The sequence below is a fragment of the Pseudoalteromonas sp. BSi20480 genome (assembly GCF_000241365.1).
Taxonomy (GTDB): domain Bacteria; phylum Pseudomonadota; class Gammaproteobacteria; order Enterobacterales; family Alteromonadaceae; genus Pseudoalteromonas; species Pseudoalteromonas marina.
On the sequence record NZ_BADX01000159.1, the window covers coordinates 1 to 6,589 of the forward strand.

The 6,589-nt window shown below is 40.9% G+C and carries 7 protein-coding genes; 3 read left to right on the top strand and 4 right to left on the bottom strand.

From position 1 onward, the window contains the following. The 3 genes from P20480_RS18730 to murB all read right to left on the bottom strand — a co-directional run. Window positions 1-578, bottom strand: a 578-nt coding sequence (locus P20480_RS18730; RefSeq protein ID WP_033025827.1) for a type III pantothenate kinase, incomplete at its 3' end; no start/stop codon positions are given. Beyond that, entirely contained in the window at window positions 575-1,579 is a 1,005-nt protein-coding gene (gene birA, locus P20480_RS02805) for a bifunctional biotin--[acetyl-CoA-carboxylase] ligase/biotin operon repressor BirA (protein WP_008132261.1), read from the bottom strand. The genes birA and P20480_RS18730, both read right to left, overlap by 4 nt. Then, window positions 1,576-2,586: a UDP-N-acetylmuramate dehydrogenase gene (murB, locus tag P20480_RS02800; protein ID WP_008132262.1), complete on the bottom strand. Its 1,011-nt coding sequence runs from the start codon at window positions 2,584-2,586 to the stop codon at window positions 1,576-1,578. The genes birA and murB overlap by 4 nt, the downstream gene beginning before the upstream one ends. 142 nt (window positions 2,587-2,728) lie before the next feature. Between murB and P20480_RS02795 the strand changes: the two genes are divergently transcribed. Further along, window positions 2,729-4,570, top strand: coding sequence for a M1 family metallopeptidase (locus P20480_RS02795; RefSeq protein ID WP_008132263.1), 1,842 nt, complete (start codon window positions 2,729-2,731; stop codon window positions 4,568-4,570). A 67-nt stretch (window positions 4,571-4,637) separates the two neighbouring features. Here the strand turns inward: P20480_RS02795 and P20480_RS02790 are convergent, their stop codons facing one another. Further along, complete coding sequence (locus P20480_RS02790) at window positions 4,638-5,240, bottom strand: DUF2057 domain-containing protein (RefSeq protein ID WP_008132267.1); 603 nt, start codon at window positions 5,238-5,240, stop codon at window positions 4,638-4,640. A 92-nt stretch (window positions 5,241-5,332) separates the two neighbouring features. Between P20480_RS02790 and P20480_RS02785 the strand changes: the two genes are divergently transcribed. After that, window positions 5,333-5,704, top strand: a complete 372-nt coding sequence (locus tag P20480_RS02785) for a histidine triad nucleotide-binding protein (protein WP_006793873.1) — start codon at window positions 5,333-5,335, stop codon at window positions 5,702-5,704. 196 nt (window positions 5,705-5,900) lie between these two features. Then, the gene (locus tag P20480_RS02780; RefSeq protein ID WP_008132268.1) at window positions 5,901-6,557 is read left to right on the top strand and encodes a helix-turn-helix transcriptional regulator; all 657 of its coding nucleotides are present in this window, start codon (window positions 5,901-5,903) and stop codon (window positions 6,555-6,557) included. Window positions 6,558-6,589: the final 32 nt, after the last annotated feature.

A 6,589-nucleotide genomic window follows, 5' to 3' on the forward strand; every position in this document is an offset into this window, starting at 1 on the left:
GTGCTATTTTGCACGCCTAAGTGTAATTTAGCTTGTTCCACCGCCCCGATGGTCGCAACCAACGCACCATTTTTTAAACCGTTAGGTGTATTTTTCCCTAATTGATTCTCAAAGGGGGTTTTTTCGTCGTCAAATACTCGTTGGGTGTTTTGTGTCAGCGATGACGTCATTAAATCGAGCCCAGGTAAAATCCATCCACCTAAATGGTGGCCTTCACTGGTTAACACATCAATCGTTGTGGCGGTACCAGCATCAACCACTATACATGCTTGGTTAGGGTGCAATGTAAAACCAGCAATAAGTGCAAGCCATCTGTCTATGCCTAGGTTATTTACTTGCTCGTATGCGCAGCTTAATCCTTGAAGTGTTTTAGTCACCGTTGCTTCATAACATGCTATATCATGCTTAGCAGCTTGGGCTAATAATTTATTAAGTAAGTCACTTCGCCCTACACAAGCGTATACAACTTCTGTTATTTGCAGCCAGGGTAAATTATTTAAATCTGCTGGTTGTGCCTGCTGATTGTGCCAAAGAACTGCTTTTAAAGATGTGTTACCTACATCAATGAGTAATCTCATAGCTGTGCCTTTCTCAGTGATATTTCACCGCCATAATAGCTTTTTACCTCGCCGTCTTGGCGAATACGAATCCCACCTTGAGGGTCAATTCCTTCGCATATTCCCCACCAACTTCTATGGCCTGTATTTAACTCTACGCACTCACCCGCAAATGCATTAAGCGAATTCCATTGCTCGTGCATTGTGTGTAACCCACTTTTACGATACTGATCTAACCGGTGCTCTAAGTGGTAGGTGAGTGATGCCACCAGCTCGTTTTTATCTAGCTGCTGGGTATGCTGGCTTAGATCTGTCCATGCTTGATCTATGTGTTGACTAAAGCTCTGTGGCATTTGCAAATTAATACCAATTCCTAACACTAACTGACACGGCCCTTGCGGCTGCCCATCTAGCTCAACAAGTACACCAGCAAGTTTTTGTTTATTTAGGTAAATATCATTTGGCCACTTAAGCTCTAACTCTATGTCGTAAAGCGCTTTAATTGTATCGTATACCGCTAATCCGACCGCAATCGACACCCCCATAGCTGCTTGAAGGCCATCATCTAAACGCCAAAAGTAGCTGTAATAAAGGTTTGCACCAAACGGTGACTGCCAAACACGGCCTCGTCGTCCTCGGCCAGCCTGCTGCATTTCAGCCACAATCACGGTACCCGACTCAAGCGCTGTTTTAGCTTGTATCCGCCTCATAAGTTCGGAATTGGTTGAGTCAATTAAAGGATGTACTTCTACGTTCACTGACTGTGACTTTAACTGGCTAGTTAATTGATTAAAATACTGCTGTATTTTGGTTTGATTTAAAAGCCCAGCGTGGTTATTTAAGCTATAGCCTTTACCTGTTACTTTAAAAATATCTAAGCCCATAACTTGTAAGCTATTTATGTGTTTGCTCACTGCCGCGCGACTAATACCGAGTTGCTCACCTAGCGCTTGACCAGATACAAAACCGGGTTGATTTAACGCTTTCAATATAGCGAGTTTATTGCCATCGGGTGCTTTCACTGTGTAACGTCTCCTTGTATGTAGCATTCATCGGTTGTGTTTATTAACCGTACTTCATGCTCAAGCAGTATGTTGTAACGCGAATACACAACATGCTGAATATGCGTGATCATAGCAATCAAGTCTTCGCCTTCGCTGTTACCATGATTAACCAATACCAGTGCTTGTTGTCTATGAACCTCAATACCCGCTACGCGATAACCTTTAAGATTTGCGTTATCGATTAGCCAACCCGCAGCTACCTTATGCTCACTTTGCCCATAGGCGTAATAAGGCGCATCAGGAAACTGCTTTAACAACGTTGTTAACTGTTGATTGGTAATTATCGGGTTTTTAAAAAAACTGCCCGCATTTGGTAACGTGTATGGATCTGGCAGTTTACTATTACGAGTTTGAATAACGTGTTCAAATACGGCGCGTGGTGTCACGTTTGTTAGCTGTTTTAATGGCCCATAACTCAGTACAGGTTGCCATTGCTTTGGCAATGCTAGTAATACCCGTGTGATAACGGCTTTATTTTTTAGTCCATGTTTAAATACAGAGTCGCGGTAGCCAAACTCACATTGCGCGTTAGTCAAACAAACAAGTTTCTTGCTGTGTATGTCAAAGTACTCAACCGACTCTACAAACTTAGAAAGCTCAACACCGTAGGCTCCAATATTTTGTACAGGTGACGCCCCAACTGTACCAGGTATAAGTGCTAAGTTTTCAAGCCCTGGTAAGTTTTTATCAAGCAAATAACTTACTAACGCGTGCCAATTTTCACCAGCGGCAACGCTTATTAAAGTATCGGTTTCACGGGGTGTAATAGTAATCCCTTTGGTGGCCATTTTAATAACTGTACCGTGGTAGTCGTTTAAAAAAATGGTATTACTCCCCTCCCCCAACAAACAAAATGGTGACGAAAAGCTTTGAGTATAAAGTTGCTCAAGGTGAGTAATTTTAACTAAATTTTGGCATTGATTATGTAATGCAAAGGTGTGTAAAGGGTGTAATGCGTACGCCACAAAGCTCTCAAGATAAACCGTTAACTAATCGTAATAGTTTACCTCATCGTCGCAAAATGCGCATCAGATTGTAAAAATTGCTCAACCCACCCAGCCAATCGTGATATAAAACCTGCACTTTTTATTTGTGTTCAGGGTAATTATGAAAATTAAACCTCTCTTTTTAAGCCTCGCTATGGCAGGTATGTGTTCGCAAGCAATGGCGAATGCGGTTGATCAAAACTCATACGCCAATCTTGACGATGTTGTTACAACTCACCTTAGCCTTGATTTAGATGTCGATTTTGACGACAAGCAATTAGAAGGCTTTGTTGAGCATACGCTTAAATGGAATAACAGCAAAAGCAAAAAACTAGTGCTTGATACCCGCGACTTAGACATTGATAAAGTAATGTATCAAACACAAACAGGCAGCTGGCACAAAGCTAAATTCACTTTAGCGAATCGTGATGATGTTAAAGGCTCAAAGCTTACTATTGAATTTAAAAGCCAAGCTAAAATAGTGCGTATTTATTATAACAGTCGCCCAGAAGCATCTGGTCTACAATGGTTAACACCTACGCAAACTGCCAGTAAAACGCACCCGTTTATGTATAGCCAATCGCAAGCGATTCATGCCCGTAGTTGGTTACCCGTACAAGACACTCCAGCAATGCGTGTAACCTACTCTGCACGAATTACCACACCTAAAGATATTCGTGCGGTTATGAGCGCAGACAACAAAGACGCGCTTTATAAAGATGGCGACTACCATTTTGAAATGCCGCAAGCTATTTCGCCATACCTAATTGCCATTGGTGCAGGTAACCTAGAATTTAAAGCAATGTCTCATCAGACGGGTATATTTGCAGAGCCTGAAATTTTAGAAGCCTCTGTTGCCGAATTTAACGACACGCAAGCCATGATCGATAAAACCAATGCCATGTATGGCGACTATGCTTGGGGCCGTTACGACTTACTCATGCTTCCGCCAAGCTTTCCGTTTGGTGGCATGGAAAATCCACGTTTATCGTTTATTACCCCTACCGTTGTTGCAGGCGATAAAAGCTTAGTTAACCTTATTGCGCATGAGCTTGCTCACTCTTGGTCTGGTAACTTAGTGACTAATGCGACGTGGGAAGATTTATGGTTAAACGAAGGTTTTACCTCATACGTTGAAAACCGTATTATGGAAGAAGTGTTTGGCCGCGACCGTGCCGTTATGGAGCAAGCACTCGATGCAGCAGGTCTTCGCGCACAGCTTAAAACCATTGACGCGCCAGACACACGCCTTAACTTAAAGCTTAATGGTCGTGATCCAGACGATGCGTTTAGCTCGGTACCATACACTAAAGGTCAATTATTCTTAATTTACTTGGAAAACAAGTTTGGTCGTGACAAGTTTGACCCTTTCGTAAAAACTTATTTTGACGAGTTTGCTTTTAAATCGTTAACGACTGCACAATTTGTTACCTATATTGAAGCTAATTTAATTAACAGGTACCCAGGTATTGTTAGCATGGATAAAGTGAACGAGTGGATTTTTGAGCCAGGTTTACCAACAGATGCCCCTAACCCTACCTCTGATGCGTTCGATAAGGTTGATACTGCAACCACAGCCTGGTTACAAGGCGCAAAAACTGCTGCTCAGTTACCTACAGCAAACTGGACAGTACACGAGTGGTTGCACTTTTTAAATAACTTACCACGCGATTTAAGCATTGAAAAAATGACTGAGTTAGATGACGAGTTTAACTTAACGCAGTCAACCAACTCAGAACGTGCATTTGCATGGTATATGCTAGCAGTAGGCAACGGTTATCAGCCAATTTACCCTGCACTTGATGCGCATTTATCAGGTATTGGTCGTCGTAAGCTAATTGTGCCGCTGTACAAATCACTTATCACTAACGGTAAGAAAGACTGGGCGCAGAGTGTTTACTTAAAAGCACGTCCCGGATACCACCCACTAGCACAAGGCACTATTGACGCATTATTTGAATAATAAATAATGTAAAGTAACAACTAAAAGGGCCTAATTTGGCCCTTTTTTAATGCTTATTTTAAATAGCTTAGTTTGTTACTTTTTCTAAAAAAGCTTTGCGCTCAGCAACTGTTGCTTGCTGCCACCAAAAGTCGAGCATTTGCGCCGCACTTGGCATGCCTTTGCCTGTAATAGGCGCAATAGGTTTAATTGGCCTACTTGGCTTTTCTGGACCCGCTGGTGCTTCTCGCATAGTTCTAACAGTCGCTTCGCTAGCAAGTTGATTATTAGAGACAACACTCAAAGGCGCAGCTAACGCACTGCCTTTTGCTTTTAAACTTACCATGGGCGATTGAGCAAATACTTTAGCCGCTACTGCATTTTCAGCACGATTAAATACCAAGGTATAATCTGTACCCGCCTCAATTGTAATATCAACCCAAAAAGGCTCTGACTCAACCACCTCATGCATATCGTAATCTTCATCGTATAAGTCGGTATACTTGAGCTTTAGCCGATACGACCCCGGCGCTAGCTCTAAATCTTCTACACGGCTAAACAAAGAGCTTTCTATTATTCGCTCACCGACTTGCAACGGCACAAACTCTTCAGGAAAGTGAATATTTTCTGCCATACTCGATACACTAAATAGCAATGCAGCTACACTGCTCATTAACACTGATTTACGCATATTAACTCCTTTGGTTGATTTGAGTTTGACACTGCTTTGAAAATTTGTCATTAGTGAATCTAAATTTCATACCACTTGATAAGGAACACACAATGAGCCAAGAGACTATCTTTACAAAAATAATCAACCGCGAGATCCCAGCAAACATAATTTACGAGGACGAAAATACTCTCGCGTTTGAAGATATAAACCCTCAAGCTCCTTTTCATGTGTTAATTATCCCAAAAATTGCAATTCCTACCATAAATCATATAAATGATGATAACGCACATTTAGTAGGTAACTTGTATGTGGTGGCCGCTAAGCTTGCAAAAGAACATAACTTTAGTGATGACGGCTACCGTGTTGTTATGAACTGCAACGATCATGGCGGACAAACCGTCTATCATATCCATCTTCACATGCTTGCCGGTAAGCAAATGGGGTGGCCTCCTTATCAAGATAATAAAAAAGAAATCGCTTAATTAAGCTCAGTTACTACATGCTATGTAAAAGCATGTGTTCCTATAAATTAAAAAACAATTACTTATTTGCAACATTTTATGTTTAAATAATCATAAAATTGTACTTGTTTTTAAGTACGATAGCGGTTTTCTAATACTAAAGGTGTGGGAATCGTGATAAACTTAATCAGTCAGCTTTATAAAAGAGTATAAAAACATGAGCAGTTCTGCCTTTTTGTTATTAGATAAAGATCCAATTAATACTATTGGTATTAACGTATTAGAGCCATTGCTAAAAACGCAAGGACTAGACGTAACAACAGGTACTAATATATTGGATACACCTGAAGGGACTCGCTTACTTTTTATTGAAACATCTAGCAATGACGCGTGGGGAAAATTAAAAGAACAACTAGTAAACCTTCGTGTTAAGTGCGATATCATATTATTTAACTTAGATGAAAACCCAGAGCTTGCTAATCGAGCACTACTCAGCGGTATTCGTGGTGTATTTTACACGACCGATAATGCAGATGTGCTAATGAAAGGTATTCGACTCTTATTAGAAGATCAGCTTTGGTATCGTCGCGACATCATGTGTAATGCATTAAATCGCATGTTGCAGTTTAATAAAGACGCACTTCACAAGCTTACAGAGGGCGATATTGAACCTGTCAAACTTACTAAGCGAGAAAAAGCGATTATTTCATTAATGAGTAACGGTTCTAAAAACAAAGAAATTGCTGAAGAACTTAGCATTAGCCCACACACTGTAAAAACTCATTTATACAGCGCATTTAGAAAGACCAAGTGTCGTAACCGTATTGAGCTTTTGTCGTGGGCACAGCAAAATATACCAGACGAAATTCGCTAAACGCTGACTTCGACTGAAATACAAAAAACAGA

Coding starts and splice junctions, on each gene's coding strand:
- P20480_RS02795 (WP_008132263.1), top strand. CDS start 2,729: ATGAAAATTAAACCTCTCTTTTTAAGCCTCGCTATGGCAGGTATGTGT.
- P20480_RS02790 (WP_008132267.1), bottom strand. CDS start 5,240: ATGCGTAAATCAGTGTTAATGAGCAGTGTAGCTGCATTGCTATTTAGT.
- P20480_RS02785 (WP_006793873.1), top strand. CDS start 5,333: ATGAGCCAAGAGACTATCTTTACAAAAATAATCAACCGCGAGATCCCA.
- P20480_RS02780 (WP_008132268.1), top strand. CDS start 5,901: ATGAGCAGTTCTGCCTTTTTGTTATTAGATAAAGATCCAATTAATACT.